The organism is Streptomyces sp. NPDC021562 (assembly GCF_040640875.1).
Classification (GTDB): domain Bacteria; phylum Actinomycetota; class Actinomycetes; order Streptomycetales; family Streptomycetaceae; genus Streptomyces.
On record NZ_JBFACN010000004.1, the window covers coordinates 289,786 to 310,109 of the forward strand.

17 protein-coding genes are annotated in these 20,324 nt (G+C 70.4%); 12 read left to right on the plus strand and 5 right to left on the minus strand.

Translation table 11 applies throughout. The annotated features are described in order from the left end of the window. Nucleotides 1–16 precede the first annotated feature (16 nt). The 5 genes from AB0G52_RS08335 to AB0G52_RS08355 all read right to left on the minus strand — a co-directional run bounded on the left by AB0G52_RS08335 (nt 17) and on the right by AB0G52_RS08355 (nt 11,442). Nucleotides 17–5,707 (minus strand): DNA methyltransferase, encoded by a 5,691-nt coding sequence (locus AB0G52_RS08335; RefSeq protein WP_361334887.1) that lies wholly within the window; start codon nt 5,705–5,707, stop codon nt 17–19. Next, entirely contained in the window at nt 5,704–5,862 is a 159-nt protein-coding gene (locus AB0G52_RS08340) for a hypothetical protein (RefSeq protein ID WP_361334890.1), read from the minus strand. The genes AB0G52_RS08335 and AB0G52_RS08340 overlap by 4 nt, the downstream gene beginning before the upstream one ends. Then, nucleotides 5,859–9,041: a DEAD/DEAH box helicase gene (locus AB0G52_RS08345; RefSeq protein ID WP_361334893.1), complete on the minus strand. Its 3,183-nt coding sequence runs from the start codon at nt 9,039–9,041 to the stop codon at nt 5,859–5,861. Before AB0G52_RS08345 ends, AB0G52_RS08340 begins: the two co-directional genes overlap by 4 nt. 246 nt (nt 9,042–9,287) lie before the next feature. Then, complete coding sequence (locus tag AB0G52_RS08350) at nt 9,288–10,673, minus strand: serine/threonine-protein kinase (protein ID WP_361334896.1); 1,386 nt, start codon at nt 10,671–10,673, stop codon at nt 9,288–9,290. 163 nt (nt 10,674–10,836) lie between these two features. Next, nucleotides 10,837–11,442 (minus strand): hypothetical protein, encoded by a 606-nt coding sequence (locus AB0G52_RS08355; RefSeq protein ID WP_361334899.1) that lies wholly within the window; start codon nt 11,440–11,442, stop codon nt 10,837–10,839. A gap of 411 nt (nt 11,443–11,853) precedes the next feature. On the opposite strand from AB0G52_RS08355, the gene AB0G52_RS08360 reads away from it, so the two are divergent. The 12 genes from AB0G52_RS08360 (at nt 11,854) to AB0G52_RS08415 (ending at nt 20,302) form a co-directional block, all read left to right on the plus strand. Then, nucleotides 11,854–12,363, plus strand: coding sequence for an ATP-binding protein (locus AB0G52_RS08360; protein ID WP_361334902.1), 510 nt, complete (start codon nt 11,854–11,856; stop codon nt 12,361–12,363). A gap of 543 nt (nt 12,364–12,906) precedes the next feature. After that, on the plus strand, nt 12,907–13,140 hold the full coding sequence (locus AB0G52_RS08365; protein ID WP_361334905.1) for a hypothetical protein: 234 nt from the start codon (nt 12,907–12,909) through the stop codon (nt 13,138–13,140). A gap of 17 nt (nt 13,141–13,157) precedes the next feature. Next, nucleotides 13,158–13,994: a hypothetical protein gene (locus AB0G52_RS08370; protein ID WP_361334908.1), complete on the plus strand. Its 837-nt coding sequence runs from the start codon at nt 13,158–13,160 to the stop codon at nt 13,992–13,994. A 218-nt stretch (nt 13,995–14,212) separates the two neighbouring features. Further along, a complete protein-coding gene (locus tag AB0G52_RS08375; RefSeq protein ID WP_361335138.1) occupies nt 14,213–14,776 on the plus strand; it encodes an SAF domain-containing protein in 564 nt (187 codons plus the stop codon). Beyond that, nucleotides 14,773–15,594 carry a hypothetical protein gene (locus AB0G52_RS08380; protein WP_361334911.1) on the plus strand — a complete coding sequence of 274 codons (822 nt, stop codon included), beginning with the start codon at nt 14,773–14,775 and terminating at the stop codon, nt 15,592–15,594. Before AB0G52_RS08375 ends, AB0G52_RS08380 begins: the two co-directional genes overlap by 4 nt. After that, entirely contained in the window at nt 15,591–16,946 is a 1,356-nt protein-coding gene (locus tag AB0G52_RS08385; RefSeq protein WP_361334914.1) for an ATPase, T2SS/T4P/T4SS family, read from the plus strand. The genes AB0G52_RS08380 and AB0G52_RS08385 overlap by 4 nt, the downstream gene beginning before the upstream one ends. Before the next feature lie 5 nt (nt 16,947–16,951). Then, nucleotides 16,952–17,866, plus strand: coding sequence for a type II secretion system F family protein (locus AB0G52_RS08390; RefSeq protein WP_361334917.1), 915 nt, complete (start codon nt 16,952–16,954; stop codon nt 17,864–17,866). Beyond that, nucleotides 17,866–18,762: a type II secretion system F family protein gene (locus AB0G52_RS08395; protein WP_361335141.1), complete on the plus strand. Its 897-nt coding sequence runs from the start codon at nt 17,866–17,868 to the stop codon at nt 18,760–18,762. The genes AB0G52_RS08390 and AB0G52_RS08395 overlap by 1 nt, the downstream gene beginning before the upstream one ends. Before the next feature lie 60 nt (nt 18,763–18,822). After that, complete coding sequence (locus AB0G52_RS08400; protein WP_355718104.1) at nt 18,823–19,023, plus strand: hypothetical protein; 201 nt, start codon at nt 18,823–18,825, stop codon at nt 19,021–19,023. A 3-nt stretch (nt 19,024–19,026) separates the two neighbouring features. Then, on the plus strand, nt 19,027–19,434 hold the full coding sequence (locus AB0G52_RS08405) for a TadE/TadG family type IV pilus assembly protein (RefSeq protein WP_361334920.1): 408 nt from the start codon (nt 19,027–19,029) through the stop codon (nt 19,432–19,434). Beyond that, the gene (locus tag AB0G52_RS08410) at nt 19,431–19,859 is read left to right on the plus strand and encodes a TadE family protein (RefSeq protein WP_361334923.1); all 429 of its coding nucleotides are present in this window, start codon (nt 19,431–19,433) and stop codon (nt 19,857–19,859) included. Before AB0G52_RS08405 ends, AB0G52_RS08410 begins: the two co-directional genes overlap by 4 nt. Further along, a complete protein-coding gene (locus tag AB0G52_RS08415; protein WP_361334926.1) occupies nt 19,856–20,302 on the plus strand; it encodes a pilus assembly protein TadG-related protein in 447 nt (148 codons plus the stop codon). Before AB0G52_RS08410 ends, AB0G52_RS08415 begins: the two co-directional genes overlap by 4 nt. Nucleotides 20,303–20,324: the final 22 nt, after the last annotated feature.

A 20,324-nucleotide genomic window follows, 5' to 3' on the forward strand; every position in this document is an offset into this window, starting at 1 on the left:
GTGGGTTGCCGGGGTTCTACTCCCCGCCGCTGCCGGGTGGCTCGGTGTCGCCAGGCTCCCACCCGACGGCCCGCATCCGCCGCGTGAACTCCGCGTGTGCGGCCCGCATCTCCTCCACCCGGTTCGCCTGGTACAACGGCTCCTCGTACCCCTCGGGCACCTTTGCCGCGAGCGGGAAGTCCTCATGCGAACTGAGCTGCTTCCACGCGTCCTTGGGCTGACCGTAGCCGTGTTGTTGACGCGCCTTGGCGATCCGCCGCCCCGTGGCGTCGAACCACATGTTCTCCTCGTACTGCTGGAGCACAGGGAACCGAGCCCGGTACATGGCGACCAGCTCGTCGGCGCTGATGCCCAGCCATACGGCGACCAGCGCGTCGATCTCGACCAGGGCCGCACGCCGGTCGAACTCCGAGCGGAGCGGGGTGTCCCGCGTCCAGTCGGGGCCGATGCCCGCCGAGAGGCCCGGGCGACCGGACGGCCACTCGTCCTTCGCCGCCCACTCGTCCTTGGCCCAGGACGCTTCGTACAGCTTGGACCACAGCTTTGAGTAGGCGTTCGTCTGGGCGTTGAGACGCAGGGTCCGGAGTAGAAGGGCCGGGGCGAGGGGGTGGTCGGGGGTGGGTGCGGGAAGTGTCTTCGCTTCTCCGATACGCAGGTCGTTACGTCCGGTGGCTCGCAGGTAGTAATCAAGCGGGAGGCTGGCCATGAACCCGCTCAACAGCGCTGTCTCACAGTCATCGTGCAGTGAGGCGCTATTCACCAGATCGACGTGCACCGGACCACTCGGAATCAGTGAGGCGAAGAGGCTGCGCTCCGTGTTGGACGGAATCTGCCGCCGCCACGCCACTCGATGAAACTCCGAGTACGGCCGCTCCGCCACCGGCTCCAGAAGTGTACGGACGGCCTGAGCGCAGGCTTCCGGGTCCTTCGCCAGGTCGGGCCGGCCGGCCAGCACCTCGGCCTCGGCCGCGTGCACAGCGGCCGGGGAGCCGAGGAGCTGTGCTAGCCGTTCGTGATCAACCCAGCGGTCTTGCGCCTTCACAAACCGTGACTGCGAGGTGGCCCGCCGGTAATTGCTGCGTGGTACCTCCTCTTCCGAAAGCCCCGCGACATCCCAGGGCTCCATCTGAAGCGAAGTCCGCGCCCCCTCCACCGGCCGTTTCGCGAACGGCGTCGCGATGCCGAAGAACGGCCCCTGGAGGATCACGTCCTCCCATGCCTCCGCCGGGCCGGAATCCCAGGTGAAGTAGCCCGCTGTACGGTCGTTCTTCTCATGGAAACCGGGGCTGATACGCGGCCGGAGCGCCCCGAGCCGGTGCGGCCACCTGGCCAGTGCCGAGATGGCCGACTCCTCGGACACGGTCACGGGGAACAGCAGCTTTGCTTCCTCGGCAAGAGCCGCATCGTCTCCCGTCAGCTTCTGCCAGTCGGTGAGCGTCGCCTCGTCCACGCTCACGACACGGTTCAGATGCGGCCTCTTATCCCAGGTGCCCTCGTACTTGATCCCCGGAGTAGCCCCCTTACCGTCATGGCGCAGCGACTCAGAGAGCACCAGCGGGTGAACCAACCAGCTCAGATGCTGGAAACTGATGGCTCGCTTCCTGCCGTAGACATTCACGCTGAAATGCGTGCTGTGGTCGACTGGCTTAGCGAAGAGGTACAGCTCGTTCACGAAGTCGGCGTGCAGGCGCAGGTGTTGATAGGCAGCGCGTCTCAGAGTGCCTTCCTTGGCCCCCGTCAGATGGGTGGACGGGTGAATGAGCCCCACGGCCCCTCTTTCGCCCGTCGCCCTCCATGACAGCAGCATGAACCCGCGATACACATCCGGCTGAGTGCCGACCAGCTCCGGATAGTTGTCCAGCGACGCCAGGAACTCGGTCGTCCCCGCAGCTCCCGCCAGCTCCTCCAGAAACGCCGACCGCGCGTCCCCCCGCTCCAGCACCGCCCCCTTCTGCTCGGCCCACGCCTCGTTGCTCGGCTTCTCCGCCAGCTCGAACCACGGCTCGAACTCGGCGAGAACCTCGCTCTCTTTCCACTCCTGCTTGACCCACGGTGGATTCCCCACCATCACGTCGAACCCGCCCTCCGCGAACACGTGGGCGAAGTCCAGCTCCCAGTGGAAGAACCCCCGCTCCTCGGCGATCCGCGCGGCCGTCCCGTGCCACGGGAACAGGTCACCTAGGTCGAGGAAGGACACCCAGGCCGACAGCCGGGTCATCCGCGTGTCAAGGTCCTGCTCGAAGGTGTCCAGATCCGGTAGGCCGGTCACCTTGGGCATCTCGAACAGCGAGGTCGTCCCCTTGGCCTTTGCCTCCGCCTCCGAGTCGGCGTCGACGCGGCCGACGAGGGCCTCGGCGAACTCGATCCAGTCGTCCAGCGACCGCAGGGCCACCCTGCGCTCCCCGCCGCCCCGGGCCGCCTTCTTCAGGTCCCGGCCGTCGCGGAAGTAGTCCGGCGCCGTGCCGTCCAGCAGGTCGACCTCCTCCAGCGGCCAGAACCACAGCGCGCACCAGGCGTCCATGAGCTGCCGCAGGCGCCAGTACGGGCTGCCCTCCGCGTGCAGGGCCTGGAGCACCGCCTTACGGTCCATGACCGGGCCGCCCGGCGCACCGGACGGCGCGTCCGCGCCCCACACGGGAACCTGCCGCGAGATCTCCCGCTCGGACAGTTCCAGACGGAGCCGGACCAGACCCCACAGGTACTCCACCCGCTCGGCCAGCGCCATCAGCCGCCCGGTCTGGGACCGCCCGCCCGGCCTCTCGTCGTCCTCACCGCCGCCGGGCGAGGTCCGGGCGGACACCTGAGGCCGCGCCGCCCGAGCCGACGGCAGGGAGGCGGTCGCGGCTGCCGGGGCGCCGGAGTCCCCGAAATCCTTCGCGCCCCCGGACCCGTTTGTATTCCCGGAACTCCCCGAGTCGCCGGAGCCGGCGAAGTCCAGCCCCGGCTGCTCCCAGATCTCCAGCCCCAGGTCGAATGCCCCCTGCCCGGACCGTGCCTCCGACTTGGCGGCCCGCTCCTGCGGTGTCGCTCGCACGACCTGCGCGGCCGAAGTCGCCGCACTCGCCCGCTTCGACGACTTCGAGCCCTCGGGCGCCCGCCGGATACGCGACCGCCACCGCTTGAGCGCCTCGATGCGCTCGGGTTCCAGCCACTCGGCGACCGCCCCGGCCACGACGCTCACCGGCGTCTGGTCGGCCGCGTCCTTCTTCGGTTTGCGTACCGAAAGGGACTCGGCGACCGAGCCCCAGCCCAGTGCCGGCAGCAGGAACTGGTGCACGGCCCGCCCCGGCAGCTTCTGGGGGAACGGCAGCGCACGCGGCTTCTGCTGGTCACCCGCCTTCAGCCAGCCGCCCCCGCTCAGCCCCTTGCCCGGGTACACCTTTCGAGACGCGCCGACGAGTGAGTTGCCCCGGTGCAGGTGCAGCCCGTACCAGGGAGCCCGCATCCCCGGGTACATGGTGTTCAGCCACAGCGAGATCTCCGCCAGCTCCACCGCCGTACCGTTCAGATCGACGCCGTAGGCGTTGTGCAGGGCGATGTACGCCTTCACCTTCTGCAGCTCGCGCGGATACTCCTCCGGGTCGATCTGCTCGCCCCGCTCGTGCTGGGCCAGCCTCAGGTACAGCTCGGCCAGCTGGTTCACGGCCTCGTTCAGGAACGCGCCCGAGCCCAGGGCCGGTTCGCACACCCGCCAGCGCAGCACCTCGGCGGCCCTGACGTGGGACCTCTCCGGCTCACGGGGGTCAACGCGGCCCTCGTCGTCGAGCCGGAAGCGCAGGGTCTGCTCCACCGTGGCCTGGGTGAGCGACTCCGGGGTGTAGTAGGAAGCACTGGTCTGCCTCTCACGGCCAGCCAGCCGGTAGATGTACGACCCGACCCGGTGCACCACCGAGTCCGGTACGCCCGTCTCCGGATTGATGCCGTCCGCCTTGACGAACACGCTGTCGCCCGGTGTGTCTCGGTACAGCCCGGAACGCACCTGGGCCTTGTTGATCAGCCAGCTCCCGCCCTTGGGGTCGCCGCCTTTGGCGACCTCGTACAGCGGCTCGGTGGCGACTAAACCCGAGTACGACATGAGGCCCTCGTACACCGCGCCGAGGTGGTTGATGCTCAGGTTCGCGTAGCTGATGAAGCCGCCGCGTCCGTTGCCCTTGCCCTCCACCAGGGTCAGATGGCGCAGCACCTGGTGCAGCACCTCGTTGCGCAGGCGCAGGTCCAGCGGCTTGGCGGGGGCCGGGGAGCCGTCGGGGCGCGCCCGGTGCGGGTAGCGGACGCACCGACCTACCAGCTTTAGCGATTCCGGGTCGAACAGGCTGGAGCGCAGGGCCTCGACACGGACGTCGTCGTGGCCGTCGTCGGCGGCGAGCGTCGGTGCCTCCTCCGCGAGGACGGAGGCCGAAGCGCGGTCAGTGACGGTCCCGGCCAGCGGATGCCCGTGGTAGACCTGCTTGAACAGCAGGGCGAGAGACTCGTGGAAGTGGTGGCCCCGGCGGGAGGCGCTGCCCAGCTTCTCCGGCACGACCAGCTCACGCAGCCGGGCCACGCTGTAACCGGCGGCGTACGCCTCGGATTTCACCGGCAGGATGTTCAGCTCCGGCCGGGCTTCCGCGTACAGCAGGAACAGGATCCGGTACAGGTAGCGCAGCGACTCCTCGGTCAGCAGGCGCGGCAGGTCGCCGGGCTCCCGCAGGACGTCGGGCAGCCACTCGGGCAGGTCCTCGGGGTGCACGCCGTGCTCGATGCGGGCCCGGGCCAGGACCTCGTTGGCGATGAGCTGCACGGACTTCTGCAGGCCGATGCGGAGCTTGTCGGTGACGCCCTCCGAGTGGTCCCGGGAGGCGGCGACCAGGCGGGCGATGCCGTCGTCAGAGCCGTCCTCACCGGGGCGCAGCGAATCGGCCGCGAAGACCGCCGCGATCAGGTCGATCTCGTTCGCCCGCGCGCCCTTGGCGGCCTTGCGGGGCAGCGCGGTGTCCAAGTTCACCGCCAGATAGCGGCCCCGGGAGAAGGCGTGCCGGTCGGCGAGGATCACCACGCCGCCGAAGAGCAGCAGCGCGTACCGGGGCGCGTTCTCCGCGTTCAGCAGCCAGGACGCCAGCTCACGGACGGTGGTGAGGGTCTTCGACGCGGACACCCGCACCGGTACCGGCAGCAGGTTCGCGGTGCCATCGCCCCGGGTGGCGTCCAGGTCCTCGGCGAAGCCGCCGGTCAGGACGACGATCCCGGGCTCGTGGTGGGCGACGGGGGCGGCGACGGGGCCGGTCGGGGTGCGGACGGTGAAGTGACCGGGGGAGGGGCTGAACCCCAGGGCGGACAGCAGCCGGCGGTGCCAGGCGTCCAGCGCCGTACGCCACTCGTCCTCCACCGTCTCGTCCGGCTCGTCGGGGCGGGCCCCGGCGGGCTGGAAGGCTGGGGGCTCGGCGTCCGCGCCGACCGCTCTCAACACCTCGGCCGCCGCCAGCTGCGCCGCCATCGCGGGCGCGTACGGCAGCCGGTTGTACTTGTCCGCCTCCGGACCGAGCACGGCCCGTACGTCCATGTACGGACGGGTCAGGTCGCGCAGCGCCTGCCGGGGCGTGGTCACACCCTGCCGTTCCAGCGCCGCCCACTCCTTCAGCGGACCGCTCGCGAGCTCCTTGGGCAGGATGTCGTCCAGGTAGAACGAGGGGAAGTACTCGCGCTCGTTGATCAGGGAGTCGAACGTCATGCCTGCGGCTCCTGCTCGCTGCTCGGACCGGGGGAGGACAGGGGCGGTCGCGGCACCGCCGGGATGAGGGAGAGGGGCCCATAGGCCGCGAGGCCGCAGATCAGCCGGGAGGCGCTCGGGCGACCGGAGGCGCGGCAGGTGACGGACCAGGTCATGAGCCGGCCTCCAGGACGGCCAGGACCCGGACCATGGGCTCGCCGGCGGTCCGCAGCCGGGCGGCGATCCGGGCCAGCCGATCCGCCGCCTCCCGCTGCTTGGGCTTGCCGCCCTCGAACCCCGGCAGCGTCTGCTCCCGCCATTCGCCGATCCCGCGTTCGAGGTCCTGCAGCGGGGAGTCCACCAGCTCCTCCGCCACCTTCCTGACCCGCTCCATCGCCCGCCGGGTCTCCGCCACGGCGAGCGGCACCAGCGGCCGCAGCGTCTCCGGGTCGGAGGGCGTCCAGTGGTCCCGCATGTCCGGGCCCACCCCGAGCGCGGTGAGCAACGTGGGGGTCAGCTCGCGGACGCGGGGCGCGGAGGTGCCGAGCCGGTCGACGGCGAGCCAGGCCACGGCGGTGGGGCGGCCCTCCGCGTTGGACCACACCCCCTGCGTCAGGAACACGGGGTCCGGAGCCCGCTCCGGCCCCACCTGGAGCACCAGGGCCTGCTGGCGGCCGTACTCCACCAGCACCTTGTCGGTGATCCACTCCACCACAGGGTGCAACTCGCCCACGTAGTGCGCGTCCGGCCACAGCGACGTCGAACCGGCGTCCTCCCGGGCGCGCCGCAGGGAGTCGGCAGCGTCCTCCCGGCTGAAGGTGAGACTGATCCGCCTCGTGATGCCCTGCTCGCGGACGTAACCGGGCGGCAGGACGTCGAAGCGGTCGGCGAGATCCCGCGGTGGCTCGAAGCTCAGGTCGGTACCGGCGACGGTGAGTCCCGCCCGCAGCCCGCCGAGGTCCGGCAGCTCGGCGAGACCCGCCAGGACGAACTCCTGCCGGTTGCGCTCCGGGGAGGCGGAGAAGAAGCGCAGTTCCTCCACCGTGGGGATGTCCGAGGCGGGGGACTCCGGCCAGCCCGTACCCGCACCACTGTCGTCCGCTGCCTCCTCACCGTCCGTCGGAGCGAAGTCCCCGAAGTCGTCCAGGTCGATGTCCAGGTCGAGATCGGAGTCGGCGCCGAAGGTACTCCCCTCCGGCGTACCGTCCGCCGCCGCCACGACATGGGCCGGGCCGTCGGCGGGCGCGGGGCCGGTGCCGAACTCGCTCATCGTCAGCCGCTCGACCGGCGGCGCGGCGGCGTCCGTACCCGATGCCCCGCCATTATCGACCGCTCCATCGGCTCCACCCGTCTCGAACGCTTCCACCGGGACCGCCTCCAGGTCCGCCACGGCCTCCTCGGGCGTGGCCCGGCCCAGCAGCGCCTCCATTACCCTGCGCTCCTCGCGGGCCCCGTCGTTCTCCCGGGTGACGGCCTCCACCGCGCCCAGCACCTCGTGCACCCTGGCCTCACGGGCCAGCACCTTCTCCGCGACGGTCCGGTCGTCGAGCGCCCCCTCAACCGCGCTGGTGAGCAGCAGGGCACGGAACTCGGGCGGCCGGGTCTGGCCGTAGCGGTCGATGCGGCCGTTGCGCTGCTCGACCCGGATCAGGCTCCACGGCAGGTCCCAGTGGACCAGGTGGTGACACTGGCGGTGCAGGTTGACGCCCTCGGAGGCGCCGTCACCGGTGAGCAGCACGCGGATGTCCCCGCCCGCGCGGGCGAACTCGTCGACGTAACCCATCTGGACCGTGTCGGAGACCTCGCTGTGCATCACCTTGACGGCCGCCTCGCCGTCCTTCGGGTCCGTCCAGCCCAGCAGCGGCGGCAGCACCGTGCCGAGCCAGTTGAGGGTCTCGCGGCGCTCGGAGAACACGACGGCGCGGGCCGCGCGACCCGGTCCCACCTTGACGTGGTCCCGCAGTTCGGCGACGAGCCCGGCGAGCTTGGCGGTGGCACCCGTACCGTCCGCCGCCGACCGCTCGATCCGGCGGGCCAGCTCGGTGAGGCGCAGCAGAGAGGCCACCTCGCGAGCGGGGGAATCCGCCGGGCCCTGCGGGGAGGGATCCGTCACGTACTTGTGGCCCTCGGGTAGGGCGTGCCCCAGTTTGGCCAGTTTCTCGCGGGCCGTCGCGAACAACGCCCGGTGCGAGGAGAGGAACGACTTCAACAGCACGTAGGGGAACAGATGCTCGTCGCCCCGGGCGTCGGACCGGCCCTGTCCGGGGTTGGCCAGCCAGACCTTCGCCAGCTCGACGAAGACCTCCTCCTCCAGTTCGCTCGCCGTCACCCGCAGTGGGCGGGACTCACCGCGCGGCGCCCACTTGTCCTTCAGCACCCGTGCGACCTCATCGCTTACCTTGGTACGCCGCACCATCAGATGGTGCAGCTCCTCGGCCCGGGGACGGGCGGCGTCCCGCACCGCCATCGGGTCCAGGAGCCGTACCAGGCCCGTGAAGGCGCGCATGTCGCCGTTGTGCGGGGTGGCACTCGCCAGCACCAGTGCGTCGGTCTTCTCGGCCAGCAGCTCGGCGAGTTCCCGGCGGCCGCTTCCCCGGTTGAGGAGGTTGTGGGACTCGTCTATCACCACGGCGTCCCACTCGACATCCCGGAGCCACGGCCCGTAGCGCTTCTGGTTCTTCAGGGTGTCCATCGAGACGATGACGCGCTTGTAGTACGTAAAGGGGTTGCGCCCCACCGGGATCTTCCGCTCGATCCGCGAGATGCCCACACTGTCCAGCCGGACCAGCGGCAGGGAGAACCGCGTCCACATCTCGTGCTGGAACTGCTCCAGGACGGGCGCCGGCGTCACCACAAGGATGCGCTCACCACGGCCACGCCGGATCAGCTCCCCCAGCAGGATCCCGATCTCCAGCGTCTTGCCCAGGCCCACGACGTCGCCGATCAGCAGGCGCGGCTGGAAGCGGTTGGCCAGCGCCTTCACCGCGGGCCGCAACTGGTAGTCCAGCCGGTCCAGCAGGAAGCCCTCGGTCAGCGCGAGGCCCTGCTCGCTCTGCGGGAGCGGCAACCTGCGCCGCACCGCTTCAAGGAAGAGCCGGCCGACCCGGTAGCCGTCGGATTCGTCCGCCACAAGGCAGGTGTTCTCCGGACGCAGGATCCGCGGCATGCCATCGAGCGCGGTGAGGAACCGTGCCGTGTGCCCGCGGACCAGCTCGGAGGCGCCGATCGCGTCGATCGCATACTGACCCGTGCGCACCTCACTGCTGCTGCGTACCAGCCACTCCTCGTCCCGGACCTCGATCAGCGTCCCGGCCGGGGGCGCACCGGAGGGAAGACCGGAGGCGGTCTCGGACATGGCGGACGTTCCTTTCGACGGACACCGCACGGCACGACGCCCGGGTCGCGGGTGCGGTCTCGGTGTGAGTGTTCCTTTGTACCGTTCGCCGCCCTCCGACCGGGCAGGCACCCCGGAATCGGTCACGGCGGTGCGGGTAGGACGCGCTGAGTAGGGGCGGCGACGTCACGTGCCCCGGTGGCGGCAGCCGCGAGCCGGGCCGTCACCGGGGGCACCGGCTCCCGGTGTTCTCGGCGGGCCTCCGGCTCACAGACGTCCGCTGTGCGCGTACGCGCGCCGCAGGGACTCCGCCGCTCGGAGCGCGGCCGGAGGCGGGCCGGAGGCCTCGGGCTCCGCCGCCGGTACCGGGTCCGGCGCGGGATCCGGCGGGGCCAGACGGTAGCTGGTGACCTTGGCAGGGTCCTCGGCGGATGCCCCGTCCTCGGGTGCCTGCCGCGCCTCCTCGTCCCCGACCGTCGGTACGAACTCGGCGGGAGCGGCGGGGGAAGGGGTGTCCGCGTCCTCGGCCGCCGCCGGAAGCTCTTCCGCCGCGTCCTCCTCGGCCAGGAACTCGGCGAAGAGGTCGTCGGCCGAGGCCCACGGCGCGTCCGGGCGGTCGCCCTCGTCCACGGCCCGCTGGGCGGCCAGTCGCGCCTCGGGGTCGGTGTCGTCGGCGAGCGCCGCGGCGGGCAGGACCGGGACGAGCCCGGACGCGTCGACCAGGGCTCGGAGCTGCCCGGCCGCGTCCTGAGGGGTGAGGCCGTGCTGGGCGAGCAGTTGCACCAGCCGCTGCTCCACCTCGCCGAGCAGCGGCCGCTGGACCGCGACGTGCACCAGCATCCGAGCCAGCAGCGGCACGAAGGGAGGCGGCACCCGCTCCCAGCCGGGCTCCACGGGAATGGGACCGTGAGGGAAGGCGTCCCGCCGCGTCGCGGCGAAGTAGAGCACCGCGCCGAGAGAGTAGATGTCGGCCGGTTCCTGGACGTGCTTAGCGTCCGTCGCCTGCTCCAGGGACATGTAGGCCGGGGTTCCGAACCCCGTACCGGTCTTCGTCAGCGCCTCGGCACTGTCACGCTCGGTCAGCACCGCCAGGCCGAAGTCGAGCACCACCGGGCCGTCCGGACCGATCGCGATGTTGCCCGGCTTGAGGTCCCGGTGCAACAGCTTCACCTCGTGGATGGCACGCAGCGCCTCGACGAGGGCGAGGCCGAGCGCCGCGTACGGGCCCACCTCCAGCGGGCCGCACGCGTGCACGAGCCGATGGAGAGTCGGGCCGTGCACGTAGTCCATGGCAAGCCAGGGCAGGCCCGCCTCGGCGTCCGACGCGAGGAGGGAGGGCACCCGTGAGCTGACGACGGCCCGCATCGTTTCGATCTCCTGCCCGAAGCGGGCACGCGCCTGCTGCTCCGAGTGCTCGCTGCCGTCCGTCAGAGAGTCCGGCTTGATTACCTTGACGGCGGCGAGCACAGGAGCGCCGTCCGGCCGCTGGTCGACGTCCGTCAGGTGATACGCCGCTTCCAGCTCCGGCGGGAGGTCCGCCAGCCGCAGCCGCCGAGCCAGATAGGTCCTGCCCATGCCCCCCTGACCGAGCACGGCGAGCAGCTCGAACGGGCCCAGTACGGCCGGGTCCTTCTCCGTGTCCAACGCCTGCATGCCGCTCCGCGTCCCCCGCCCCTTGTCTTCGGATCAGATCCGGCCCGCGGCAGAGGAACGGTCCGGGAGTCCGCGCGGTTCCCGGACGGCCGCGTCCCGCCGGCCACGCACACAGCGTGTCGATCAGTGTACGGAAGTGATGGTCGTGATCGGCCGCTTCCGATCAGGTTCCGTCATGCCACTCTGTCCCCCGCGTGTAGTCGGCGAGGCGCTCCGATCGCGGTCCGAGAAGCGGCCGGAGTTCACGGGTCAGGAGTTCCGCGTCCGCCGACGGGAGCCGGAGCGAGGCCCGTCGAATGCGCGCGCTCCACGAGCGCTCGTCCGGGAACACCTCCAGCCGCGGCACCAGGTCGGCGAGCAGGACACCTCCGCGCACCGGCGCCAGTCCCTCGACGCGGAGGGAACACCCCGAGGTGAACCGCCTCTCACCGAAGACGACCGGCTCCGGGAGGGTCTCCACGGGTGACGTGACGACGGCAAGTCCCATGACCCGGCCGCGGTCACGCGTCGGATTCCGGTAACAGCCCCGCGTCGTGTACAGAAGGGCCTGATCGCCCTCGGCGGGCAGGCCGCTGGCTCGGCCGGCCGGAAAGGCCATCCGCTGGGTCCGCAACACCCACGCCAGCGGTTCACGGTCGCTGATGATCACCAGATGAGTCGCCATACCCTCTTCCCGCACCGTGCGGTCGGCTCCGCGCCGCACCTCGTCGACCCGCACGTGCCGACGACACACCCTAACCGTGTCACGCTCGACCAACGGGATCTTCACTTCCCAACGCAACTCCACTAATCAAGTGACACATCTGATGTAGGGCGGCGCAGATGTGGTCGGGACCATACCCTCTCGAAGTCTCCGAGAGGCGCTCGGTATCGCACGGGAGAACGCACTTGAAGATCTGGCTACCTGGCATCATCGGGGCGCCAGAAAGTCCTTGAAAGAGCTGTTCAGAGAGGGGTTCCGCTCTTCGCAGGGTCCACGGTGTCGTGGTCGCGACCCAGTCGTGATCACCGGGGAGGTCCCTGCCGTGGTGCCGATTCTGTTCACCGCCGTGTTGTCGCTGCCGTTCGTGACGATGGCCGGTCCGTTCGCGCTGTGCGAAGCACGAGATTGCGTACGCCCGGGAAGTGGCCGTCACCGCCGCGTCGTACGCGGACGTCACGCGGTTCGGGGAGGCCGTCGATGACCGCGACGCTCTGCGCCTTGGGCGCTGCTCCGTGCATCGTGTGGTGCTGGACGGGTTGCACTCCTGACGCGCCGGCCCAGGCTCGTGCCGCTCTCCGCTGCGCCCTCGACCAACTCGGATTCGACGGCGAGGTGATCAGCGACGCCGTGCTGGCCGTCTCCGAGCTCGTCACCAACGCCACCAAGCACGCGGTAGGGCCGTACGAGATGCGTCTGCGCCGTACCGCCGCGGAGGTCATCTGCGAGGTCGAGGATCATGATCCGCGTATTCCGGAGATCCCTGCCTTTCCGGCAGTGATGCCGTACGCTCCGGCCGAGGACAAGCGTGGGGGTGGCCTGGAGGCGCTGTGCGCACTGCTGTCCGAGGACGGACGAGGCCTGTTCATCGTCCACGAACTCACCAAGGGAGCCTGGGGGTTCCGCAGCCGGAATGGAACCAAGACGGCCTGGTTCGTGCTGCCGGGCGTTGTCGGTACGGCTGATCGTCTCGTACCTTCAAGCGACTGAGGTGTTCAGGGCGTTTGGGTAAGCGGTAGACCGCCTTCCCCCCTCTTTCACGCGGTGTTTGTCGCTCGACCGAGCTACAAACACCGCGCATCATCTATGGCCAAAGGTATGCAACAAGGCTAAACCCGGCTCAAATTGATCGGTCTGATTGTGGTTGACCCTCTGCCTCAGTGGGTAGCTCCAGTCGCATTCGACTACTAAGGGTTGCTATACATGTGCACTGAGTGATGGGGGTCTGTGGTGAAGAACGGACACGGCGGCCTGGCGTCGTTGGCCGCTCTGGTGCTTTTGCTGACGGCTGCCGCATGTACATCAGCTGATGGTGCTCCGGCGCCTCCTGGGACACCGGCTTCGGGCTCATCCGCGTCCGCTGCTCCGCCCTCGGGGGACGCGGCCCTCACGGCCTACCGGGCGATGTGGGGCGACGTGGTCGTCGCGGCTCGGACTTCGGATGCCGAGCACTCGCGGCTGGACGACCACGCAGAGGGCGGTGCCCTGCAGCTTCTGCGCCACATGATGCGAGCGAACAAGGAGCAGGGAGTCGTGACGAAGGGGCAACCGAAGTTCGCGCCCGTGGTCACGAAGGCCAGGGACTCGACGGTCATCATCCAGGACTGCGCCGACGATTCCCGATGGCTCCAGTACACCGAGGACGGTGCACTCGAGGACAACGTACCGGGTGGACATCATCGCGTCGACGCGACGGTCAGCAAGCACGGCGGCCGTTGGCTGGTCGAGTCGTTGTACATCGACGAGGTCGGCACGTGCGTGCAGTAGGTCATGGCGGGGCGGTCGTGCCGATGGCCATCCTTTTGGCCGCCGTCGGGACTGGCGTGTTGGCCGGACCGAAGGCGTTCGCAGACGGCGGACTCGGCAACGCCACTGGCGTGAGCTGCACGGGCGGAGGGTGCGATCTCAAGGCTTCCCGTACGAGTCCGGCGCGACGCTCCCCTGGGGCAGCTCCCGTACGCCGAAGCGGCGGTGGCAGTCGTGGAGGCGGCGGCGGTGGGGGCGGTGGGTCCGCCGGGCCACCGACGGTTGTCTCGGACGGGTGGGAGTACGACCTGGGCAACGGCATCGGCATTCTGCCGCGGTTTGACGCGGACAAGAAGGACAAGAAGAAGGCCGGCGGCTTGCAAGCGCCGCAGATCTCCGTGGAGGCAGTGGCTCGACAGGCCGTCGAGCGGCTGCAGCTGCCCGAGCCCGTAATTCACACGAGTCCCGACGAAGACTCCGCCCAGGTGGTCCACGTGCCGACCTGGATGTGGGTGGAGAAGAGCAGCTGGGGACCCGTTACGGAGACGGTGTCGGTGCCTGGTGTGCAAGTGACTGCGACCGCGCGTCCGCGTCTGGCGGTGTGGTCGATGGGGGATGGCTCGACGGTCTCGTGTACGGGGCCTGGGACGCCGTACTCCGCGAAGTACCGACCGGACGCGGAGTCGCCGGATTGCGGCTATACGTACCGAAGGTCCTCGCTGGCCCAGCCGGACAAGAGGTTCACGGTGTCCGTGCGGGTGACGTGGGATGTGGAGTGGCGCGGCGGCGGTCAGTCCGGAGTGGTGCCCGGACTGGTGATAGGTGCGGAGCGGCAACTGGTGGTGGATGAGGTGCAAGCCGTCGTCGTGCGATGACGTCGTCGGATGAGGACCGGCTCGTCGAGACATGACGGGCCCGGAACAGTCGGATTTTCTTTTCTGCGAGGTGATTTGTGGGTACCTCCATGCCTTCTCCGCCAGCCCCTGGGATCGGATTGCCCGGTGCACGCAAGGGTGGACCGGAGCAGCGGCCGCCGGCGCACGGCGGCGGCGTCAAGCGCAGACCGGGCTGGCTGTGGGGCGGGATCGGGGCCGTGTTGGCGTCCGCGGTCGGCTTCACGCTGATTGCGACGGAACTGGGCGGTCGTACGGACGTGTTGGTGCTCGCCCGGGACCTACCGGCCGGGCACGTGCTGACCGCCGGTGATCTGCGTTCCGTGGAGGTTGCGGCTGAGGCGGGCGTGGTTCGGGTTGCCGACCGGGCGCAGGTGGTGGGACGGCAGGCCAGGGTGCCTTTGGTGGCCGGTTCACTGCTCGCGATGGGGCAGATCGGGAAGCGGGCGGACTTTCCACCTTCCGGGTGGTCGCAGCTGTCACTCGCGGTCGAGACGGGGGGTGCTCCGCCGGAGCTCGCGCGGGGAGAACGCGTCGCCGTACTCCCGGGCCCGTCCACCGACGGTGCCTCTGTGGACAAGGAGGCAGAAGACAAGGCGCCGGCTGCCGTCGTCGGGACGGTGACCGGTGTGAAGGCCCCGGAGTCCGCCAGCGGTGTGCGGGTGGTGACGGTGCTGGTGGAGACCGGTGCGGTGCGCCGGGCGGCGGAGTTCGAGCACCCGCGCATCGTGGTGCTCCCGGCCGAGGGGCGTGAGGCACCGTGAGGCGGCTGATCACCTTGGGCTCGCTGACCGGTGCCCCGGGAGTGACGACGACTGCGCTGGCATTGGCCGCCGCGTGGCCTCACGAAGCCGATGGCGGTGTACGGCCGGTCGTCGTAGAGGCCAATGTGTGGGGTGGTGATCTCGCCACGCGGTACGGGGCTCCGTATACGCCTGGCCTGTTGGATGTTGCCGCCGCGGCCCGGCAGCCCCAGCCGGGGTCGTTGCTGGGGGCTGTTGCCGAATTGCCCTTCGGTGTGCGGGCTGTTGTGGCGCCCGCCGGCCGGGGTGCGTGCGGCGAGGCGGTACGGGTGTTGGCTGCCGAGAGCGGGCGGCGCGTTCTGACCGGAGATGCCGGTGACCGGGGCACGGCGCTCCTGGACGTCGGAAGGATCGGCGAGGACGTCGCTGGGCTGCTGAGTTCGTCCGATCACGTGATGCTGGTGACGCGCGGCTGCCCGGAGGCACTGACCCATGTCTACGCGCACCTCCTGGGCATCGGCGAAGAGGCCCGGCGGATCACTCTCGCCGTGGTCGGGCCGTGCTCGTTTCCGTCGGGGGAGATCACCCAGGCCCTCGGCGTTGGGGACGTGGTCTTCCTGCCGTGGGATGTGAGGACCGTGGCCGCGATGCGCAGCCAACGGCGGATCACCCTGCGTACGTCCGGTTTCCGCACGTTGCCCTTGATGGCCGCCGCGCATCTCCTCGCCCGGCAGATCAGCGGAGTCGGCGGGCAGGTGGAGGCGCCTGAGCGTGCCGGGGTGGTCAGGCAGATGCGGGCGGCGCTGGTGGAGGCCGCGGCAGAGGGGAGCGGCGTATGAGCGGGGCAGGTATGTCCGTAGGCGCGGTGCCGGGCCAGTTCGGAGCGCATGAACGGGAACTGGCGGACTTGGTCAGGCAGCGTGTGGTGACCCGGCTCGCGGCGTACGCCGGTGAACGGGAGGCGGCCGGGCTCCCGCCCGAGGACGACACGGCGCGGCGGGACACGGTGAAGCGCCTTCTGGGCGAGGAACTCGGCACTCACTGGCGCAGGACCGTGACCGAAGGCGGCCGGGCACTCGACCAGTGGGCCGAGCAGCGGATCGCGCAGGCCGTGGAGGACTCGCTGTTCGGTACCGGGGGGCTGGAGCGGCTCCTCGCTGACGAAAGCCTGGAGAACATCTGCGTCAACGGTTGCGACGTGGTGTGGGTCAAGGACGCACACGGGCAGTGGCATCGTCGGCCACCGGTGGCCGACTCGGACGCCGAGCTCGTGGAACTCGCACGCACCCTCGCGGCGAGCGTGGACGGCGAGGAACGGCGATTCGACCGCGGCATGCCGCGTCTGAATCTGCAACTGCCGGATGGCTCTCGGCTGTTTGCCGTGATGGCGGTGACCGGGCGGGTGTCGTTGACGATCCGGCGGCATCGCTTCCCGGCCACGTCGATGGCCGAACTCGTACGGCTGGGAGTGTGCGACCCGCAGCTGGCCGCGTTCCTTGCCGCGCTGGTGCGGGCCCGGAAGAACATCGTGATCGGCGGCGGCACCAACGTCGGCAAGACCACGGTGCTTCGGGCGTTCGCCAGTGAGATCCCGCCGGCCGAGCGGCTGGTGACGATCGAGGACACCTTCGAGCTGGGGCTGGACGCGGACACCCAGGCGCATCCGAACGTGGTGGCCATGCAGGCCCGTGAGCCGAACATCGAGGGCCAGGGCGGCATCGACCAGGCGGAGCTGGTGCGCTGGGGGCTGCGGATGTCTCCGGACCGGGTGATCGTCGGGGAGATCCGCGGGGCCGAGGTGATCCCGATGTGCAACGCCATGTCCCAGGGCAACGACGGCTCCCTGTCCACCATCCATGCCTCCACCTCCCGAGGCGTGTTCACCAAGCTCGCCTCGTACGCGGCCCAGGCACCGGAGCGCCTGTCGCTCGAAGCGACGAACCTGCTCGTGGCCTCCGCCGTGCACTTCGTCGTCCACCTCGGCTGGGACGCCGACAGCCGGCGGGTGGTCGACTCCGTGCGCGAGGTCATCGACGCCGACGGGGCGCACGTCGTCTCCAACGAGGTCTACCGGCCCGGCCCGAACGGACGGGCCGAGCCCGCCGCCCCGCTGCGCGCCGAGACGCTCCAGGACCTCATGACGGTCGGCCTGGAGCCGCAGGCGGTCGCCGTTCCCCGGTGGGGAGCGTGATGGGCATGGAATTCACGAACGGCTCGCTGACGGCGGTCGTAGCGGTGCTCGGAGCGATCTTCGGACTCGGCCTCGTCACCATCGTCTACGGCTCCCTGCGGCGCCCGGACCGTGAGGTACGGGCCGGCGCCGTGCGGAGCCTCATGGAGCGCCTGCCCGAGAACTGGACCAAGCGACGGGTGACCGTTGCAGGGGTGACCGGGATCGCCGTCGGATCGCTGACCGCGTGGCCGGTGGCGGCTCCCCTCACCACGGCCGCGCTGCTCACCCTGCCCGGGCTGCTCGGCCCGGACCGACAGTCCGCACGGCGTACCGAGCGGATGGAAGCGCTGGCCACCTGGACGGAGATGCTCCGGGACACGTTGTCCGCCGCCGCAGGCCTGGAACAGGCGGTCCTCGTCACCGCAGACATCGCCCCCACCGCGCTGGAACGGGAACTCGGCAGCCTGGCCGCCTCGGTGCGTGCCGGACGTCCGCTGCCTGCGGCGCTGCGAGCCTTCGCGGAGGAAGCGGACGATCCGCTGGCCGACGTGGTCGTGGCCGCGCTCGTCATGGCGGCTGAGCAGCAGGGCAGCCAACTTGGACCACTGCTCGGTGAGCTGGCGGAATCGGTGCGCGAGCAGGTCGCGATGCGACAGCGCGTCGACGCGGGACGGGCCAGCATCCGCACCGGAGTCCGGGTCACCGTAAGCGTCACGCTCGGGATGGCGGTGGGGCTGGTGGTCTTCAACCGTCCCTACCTGGACCCCTTCGACACGCTCGCCGGGCAGGTGGTCCTGGCCGTGGTGGGCGCCCTGTTCGCGACGTCCTTCGCCTGGTTGACCGCGATCGGTCGTGTCGACGAACCCGTACGCCTGATGAACTCCGCGACCGCACCCAGCCCCGTGGGCACCGGCGCTGTGCCAGGAGGAACACGATGATCACTGTCCTGGTACTGGGAGCCATGTTCGGGGCCGGCCTGACCGCCCTCGTCCACGGGCTGCGCCCTCCCCGCCCCGCCCTCGCCGACGTACTGGCCGCGCTCAACGCTCCGCCACTCCCGCCGGCGTCAGCGCCGGAGGCCGAGGGCGAGGAATGGGCGACCCGGCTGGGCCGACGATTCATCCCGCTGGTGCGGGCGCTCGGCCTCCCCACCGCTTCTCTGCGCGCGGACCTCGCCGCGTGCGGGCAGGACGTCGACAGACATCTCGCGGGCAAGGCGACCTGCGCGATCGCCGGACTGGCCACACCGTGGCTCGCGGTGGCGCTGATCCATCTCGGTGCAGGGATGGACACAGGATCGTGGGCGCCGGTGAGCGGCTCCTTGGCGCTCGCCGTAGTCCTGTTCTCTACCCCCGACCTCACAGTGCGAAGGCAGGCTGCCCTGCGGCGTCGCGAGATGCGGCACACCCTCAGCCTCGTCCTGGACCTCACCGTGATCGCGCTCGCGGGCGGGGCCGGAGTGCAGCAGGCCCTCACCCATGCCGTCCACGCGCCGACGGGATGGGCGGCCGGGAAACTGCGCCATGCCCTCCATGTCGCCCAGCTGACCCGCACCAGCCCCTGGCCGCACCTCGGCGACCTCGGACGGCAGCTGGCCGTCAACGACCTTGCCGAGCTTGCCGCCACTCTCGGCCTGGCCGGCGCGGAGGGCGCCAAAGTCCGTGGATCCCTTGCGGCGAAGGCCAGGGCGATGCGCCGCCGCCGTATCTCCGAGGCCGACGGAGCGGCTCAGGCCGCCACCGAGCAGATGTCCCTGCCAGTGGTCGTGCTCTTCGCCGCCTTCCTGCTGCTGATCGGCTACCCGGCCCTCGCCCATGTGCTGACGGCCACCTGACACCCGCCTCGGATGCACGCAGCTCACCCAACGCACACCACCGACCGGAGAACGATCCGCATGTCTCGAATGCACCTGGACTACCTGATCGCCACCGCGCGCACGCATCTCGCACGCGTACGGCACGCCGCCCGTAACGACGCGGGCTACACCACGGAGACGATCGTGGTCACCGCACTGCTCGCGATCCTCGGCTTGACGGTCGTCGGCATCATCGTCGCCAAGGTCACCGCCCGAGCCAACAGCATCGACCTCGGATAGGGCATGCCGTACATCCCGAGCGGGTTCCGCGACGACCGTGGCGCGGCAACCACCCAGCTGGTGCTGGTCGTTCCTGCCGTGCTGCTGATGATGCTGCTCAGCGTGCAGTTCGCGCTCGTCTGGCACGCTCAGCACATCGCGCAGTACACCGCCGAACGTGCCCTGGCCGCCGCCCGCGCGAAGAACGCGACGGCCGCCGACGGGCAGGCCCAGGCCCGAACCAGTCTCGCCCAACTCACAGGCCGCATCCTCACCTTGCCGTCCGTGACCGTACGCCGCACGGCGGTTCAGGCGACCGTGACGGTGCGGGGAGCCGTGATTCCGGTGGTGCCCGGTCTCGACCTGCACGCCACCGGCGTGGCCTCCGGAGCCGTCGAGCGACTCACCACGCCGCAAGGAGCGACACCATGACGGGCCGCCCCGACCGGTGGGCCGTGGACCGTGGGTCGGCGGCGATCGAGCTGGTGCTGGTGACTCCGCTGCTCGTCATGGTGATGCTGACCGTCGTCGGGCTGGGGCGCCTCTCGGACGCGCGGCTCGTGGTGGCAGACGCCGCCCACCAGGCCGCCCGCGCCGCTTCCCTGGCCCGCACGGAACCTCATGCCCGTTCCGATGCACAGCGTGCGGCGCAGGACGCACTGCACGCCGCACGCAGCGCCTGTACGCGCCCCCAGGTCACGGTCAACACCGGCAGCCTGACACCGGGCGCCAGCACATCAGCCACCGTGACCTGCACCGCCGATCTTCGAAACCTCACGATCATCCCCGTGCCCGGGAGCGTGACGGTGGCTGACACGGCCCACTCGCCCGTTGACCGTTACCGGAGCGCCCCATGAGCATGCCGAATCGGCTGACGCCCCGGGCTTGGGGGCGTGTTACGGGAGGCGACGACCGCGGGCAGGTCACCGCGTTCGTCGTCGGCACCGTACTGGCCCTGTGGCTGTTCGCCGGGATCGTCGTGGACGGCGGACTGGCACTGGCCGGCAAGGCCCGAGCCCTGGACACGGCTCAGGAGGCCGCCCGCACCGGCGCGCAGCAGGTGGACATCGGGCGTCTGCGCCGTACGGACGACGTTCGGCTGATGGGGGAGAAGGCCGCCGCGGCGGCGCGGGCGTATGTCGCCTCCACGGGCGACAGCGGTACGGCGACGGCGCACGGCGACACGGTGACGGTACGCGTTACCCACCATCAGCGCGCGCAGATCCTCCAGCTCATCGGCCTACGCACCCTGACCGTCACCGCGTCCGCCACCGCTCAGGCCGAGCGCGTGACCCCGTAAACCGCCACCCGTACGGGGCGAG

What these genes read in the sequence shown, in the direction of transcription:
- AB0G52_RS08335 (WP_361334887.1), bottom strand. Translation starts at nt 5,707, where the DNA reads ATGACGTTCGACTCCCTGATCAACGAGCGCGAGTACTTCCCCTCGTTC.
- AB0G52_RS08340 (WP_361334890.1), bottom strand. Translation starts at nt 5,862, where the DNA reads ATGACCTGGTCCGTCACCTGCCGCGCCTCCGGTCGCCCGAGCGCCTCC.
- AB0G52_RS08345 (WP_361334893.1), bottom strand. Translation starts at nt 9,041, where the DNA reads ATGTCCGAGACCGCCTCCGGTCTTCCCTCCGGTGCGCCCCCGGCCGGG.
- AB0G52_RS08350 (WP_361334896.1), bottom strand. Translation starts at nt 10,673, where the DNA reads ATGCAGGCGTTGGACACGGAGAAGGACCCGGCCGTACTGGGCCCGTTC.
- AB0G52_RS08360 (WP_361334902.1), top strand. Translation starts at nt 11,854, where the DNA reads ATGACCGCGACGCTCTGCGCCTTGGGCGCTGCTCCGTGCATCGTGTGG.
- AB0G52_RS08385 (WP_361334914.1), top strand. Translation starts at nt 15,591, where the DNA reads ATGAGCGGGGCAGGTATGTCCGTAGGCGCGGTGCCGGGCCAGTTCGGA.
- AB0G52_RS08390 (WP_361334917.1), top strand. Translation starts at nt 16,952, where the DNA reads ATGGAATTCACGAACGGCTCGCTGACGGCGGTCGTAGCGGTGCTCGGA.
- AB0G52_RS08400 (WP_355718104.1), top strand. Translation starts at nt 18,823, where the DNA reads ATGTCTCGAATGCACCTGGACTACCTGATCGCCACCGCGCGCACGCAT.
- AB0G52_RS08405 (WP_361334920.1), top strand. Translation starts at nt 19,027, where the DNA reads ATGCCGTACATCCCGAGCGGGTTCCGCGACGACCGTGGCGCGGCAACC.
- AB0G52_RS08410 (WP_361334923.1), top strand. Translation starts at nt 19,431, where the DNA reads ATGACGGGCCGCCCCGACCGGTGGGCCGTGGACCGTGGGTCGGCGGCG.
- AB0G52_RS08415 (WP_361334926.1), top strand. Translation starts at nt 19,856, where the DNA reads ATGAGCATGCCGAATCGGCTGACGCCCCGGGCTTGGGGGCGTGTTACG.